General features: G+C 72.5%; 3 protein-coding genes. All 3 read left to right on the forward strand.

All coding sequences use genetic code 11. The features are described from left to right. Positions 1-1,074 (forward strand): FUSC family protein (locus JS521_RS34535; RefSeq protein WP_205086822.1); only part of this gene is annotated, 1,074 nt, incomplete at its 5' end. Beyond that, a complete protein-coding gene (locus tag JS521_RS34540) occupies positions 1,071-1,577 on the forward strand; it encodes a MarR family winged helix-turn-helix transcriptional regulator (protein WP_205086823.1) in 507 nt (168 codons plus the stop codon). The genes JS521_RS34535 and JS521_RS34540, both read left to right, overlap by 4 nt. A gap of 484 nt (positions 1,578-2,061) precedes the next feature. Next, on the forward strand, positions 2,062-3,621 hold a 1,560-nt coding region (locus tag JS521_RS34545; protein ID WP_239488237.1), incomplete at its 3' end, for a sensor histidine kinase.

Consider the following 3,621-nt stretch of genomic DNA (forward strand, 5'->3'; position numbering starts at 1 on the left):
CACCGCAACGCCGCGGCCGCCGCCGTGCACGCCGCCTGGCAGTGCCTGCTCGCCTCCGGCCGCCCCACCCCCGTACGCCGGTCGCTGGAGCGCCTCGTGGTGCACGCCGAAGCGGCCTTCGCGGCCCCGGGGCCCGGGGCCGGGGCGGCGGATCCGGACCGGCTGCGGGAGTGGGCCGCCCTGACCCGGGCCCGGGGGCCCGCGCCGCCGCCGGCCCCCGGCACCGCCGACGAACTCCACGGGATCGACGCCGAACGCGCCGCCCTGCGGGCCCCCGAAGGCCGCCGCGCCAACCGCCGTGCTCTGCTGCGCCGCCTCGGCCCAGGATCGCCGCTGCTGCCGGTGGCCGTCCGCACACTGGCGGGCTGCGCGTTCGCCGGGTACCTCTGCGCCGCGCTCGGCGTCGGCCGCCCCTACTGGGCGATCGTCACGGCCGCCTCCCTCTACCAGGCCAACATCAGCCTGTCGTGGAACCGAACCCTCCAGCGCACCCTCGGCAACCTCCTGGGCGTCCTCGTCTTCGCCGTCGTCCTGCCGCTGTCGCGGACCGGCCCGCTCGCCCTCGTCTGCTGCTGCCTCTTCTTCAGCTTCGCCGCCGAGGCCCTCATCACCCGCAACTACTGGCTCGGCTCCGTCGCCGTGACCCCGATGGCCCTGCTGGTCCTGGAGTTCGGCGGCGCCCATCCGGCCGGGGAACTCATCGGCGACCGGGTCCTGGACACCCTCCTCGGCGCGGCCGCCGGTTTCCTGGCCGCGACGCTCGTCACCAACCGGCGGGCGGCGGGCCGGGTCGAGCGGGCGCTCGACGCCGCCGACCGGGCCCGCGCCGCCGCCGACCGGGTCGCCGCCGACCCCCGATCCGTGCCCGCCGAACGGGACCGGGCCCGCCGGACGCTCACCGCGAGCCTCGTCGAACTGCGCGAGGCGGGCGACACCGCCGCGGGCGAATGGTGGCAGCGCGCCCTGCCCGAGCAGCGCCTTCTCGCGGCCGAGCAGGCGGGACACCGTACGCTCGCCGCGACAGCACAACGGCGCGGGCCCACGGTCCACGCCCCTTCGATCGGAGCGGAGTGACCGACGACATCGTTGCTTCGGTGGTCCGGCAGTGGCAGGCCGTCAACCCCGAGCTCGACACCGGACCGATGGAGATCATCGGCCGGATCAACCGCTGCGCCGCCCTCCTCCAGCAGGCGGAGGACGCTCCGCTGCGCTCCGCCGGACTCACCCGCGCCGAATTCGACCTCCTCGGCGCCGTACGCCGGACGGACCGGGAGCTGACCCCCGGCGAGCTGGCCCGCGAGACGTTCTCCTCCGGAGCCGCCGTCACCAAGCGGCTGCGCGCCCTCCAGGACCGTGCCCTGGTCGACCGCCGGGGCGACGACCGCGACCGGCGCGTCGCCCATGTCCGGCTCACCGACGAGGGCCGGGCCCTGGTCGACCGGTTGCTGCCCGAACAGCTCGCCTACGAACGCACCGTACTCGCCGGCCTCGACGAGGACGGTCGTGACGAACTCGGCTCCAGGCTGAGCGAGTTGCTCGTCCAGCTGGAGGGGCGGCTCGGCGGCGCCCGGCGCTGACGAGACGCGTCGACGGGTCGCGGGCGGGTGACTTCGCCGAGGCGTCAGGGCGGGCGATCTCGTCTGTCACCCGTCCGACGGTCAGGAATCTGCACCTTTCGATCCGATTCGATCACGTGTGCCGTTGTCTGGTTTCGGTGGGGCGAAGCCGACTGATGTACAGGTGATTTACCCCGCAAAGCGCAGCAATCCGGCGACGGTTGCTGCGCTTTGCTGTGTTCTTCTGCGCCACCGGCTCTCGGCATGGACGTATTCCGGCCACCCTCACTCCTCGCGCACGCTTCACAGCGCAGCGTGCAAAAACTGGTGAGTGTATTCCTCTCGGCGGGCTTCCGCAGGGGGTTGGGTGAATATGCCGAAGCACTGTTCTGATCTGGCTAAGCTCACGCGCAGTGAAGTCGAGTTGAGATGAATTCGAGCACTTGTTCCTAAGTCTTCGCTCATGTGTGCATACATCCCGGAATCAACCGCCAGAGGGTTTTAGATGGTCCGTGTTGAATCACCGCCGACCGACAGAGACATCCCCGTCGTCCGCGTAGTCCTGCTGCCCGTGGCCCTGCTCCTCGGCGCGACCGCCGCCGGATCGGCCCTGGTCGCACCGGCCGCGCGGATACCAGTCGCCGTGTGCGGCGCGATCACCACGCTCGTGGTCGCCGTACTCACCGTGGCGCTCCACCGCCGCCGACACGCCATGCGCGTCCAGCGCGCCGAGTACGAACAGCGCATCGCCTACCTGGAACACCGCATCCTCTCGCACGACGCCGAGACGGTACGGCTCACCAAGGAAGTCATGCCCGCCGCCATCCGGCGGCTGCGCGTGGGCAATTCGCCCGAAGAGGTGATGCGCGACATCGTCGACGCGGACGCGGCCAACCGCCATCTGCCCAAGGCGCTGCGCGAGCAGATCCACCAGGTCCTCGAAGTCATCGACAACGAGGAGGCCCGGCGTGACTCCGCCCAGCGCGCCTTCGTCAGCGTCGCCCGCCGCGTCCAGGCGATCGTGCACCGCCAGGCCAGTGAACTTCGGGAGATGGAGGACCACTACGGGCGCAACCCCGAGGTCTTCGACGACCTGCTGCGCATCGACCACGGCACCGCGCTGATCGGCCGGCTCGCCGACTCCATCGCCGTCCTCGGCGGCGCCCGCCCCAGCCGCCAGTGGCCCAAGCCCGTACCGCTGTTCAGCGTGCTGCGCGGTGCGATGTCCCGCATCCTGGAGTACCAGCGCGTCGATCTGCACTCGATCGCCAAGGTCGCCATCGTCGGCACCTCGGTCGAACCGCTCATCCACGCCTGCGCCGAACTCCTCGACAACGCGACCCGCTACTCCCCGCCCCAGACCCGGGTGCACGTCACCGCGGTCGAGGTGCAGACCGGCATCGCCATCGAGATCGAGGACGGCGGCGTCAGCCTCAGCGAGGAGGCCCGCGCCCGCGCCGAGAACATGCTCGCCCAGGCCCAGGCCGGCATCAACATGAACGACCTCGGGGAGTCCCCGCGCCTCGGCATGGCCGTCGTCGGCCGGCTCTCCCGGATGTACCAGCTCCAGGTGTCGCTGCGTCAGTCGGCCTACGGCGGCGTCCGCGCCGTCCTCATCGTGCCGCGCGAGATGATCACCACCGGGCCCGCCCCGGGCATCGCCCACGGCATCGGCGCCACCTCGCGGCCCACCAGCTCGCTCGACATGTCGCAGCTCCAGCACGTGGTGCCGCCGCCCGGCAAGCGCAAGCCCAAGCCCGCCCCCACCGGCCCCGTGCCGTCCGTGGCCGCACCGGTCTCCACCGGAGCCCCTACGGCCACCTCGCGCCCGGCCGCTCCCGCGGCGCCCATGGAGGACGACGTTCCCGTGGTCACCGAGTGGACCGAGAACGGGCTGCCGCAGCGCCGCAGCCGGGGCCGCGCCCCGCTCGGCTCGCACAACCTCCCGGGGCAGCCCCCCCCCCCCCCCCCCCCCGCCGACCGGGTGGTGGAGATCCTGGCGCGGATCGACGCCAACCTCGCCGGCACGCCGCTGGGCGGATTCGTCTGCGAGGGCATGTCGCCG

This window comes from Streptomyces durocortorensis, from assembly GCF_016901035.1.
GTDB lineage: Bacteria > Actinomycetota > Actinomycetes > Streptomycetales > Streptomycetaceae > Streptomyces > Streptomyces durocortorensis.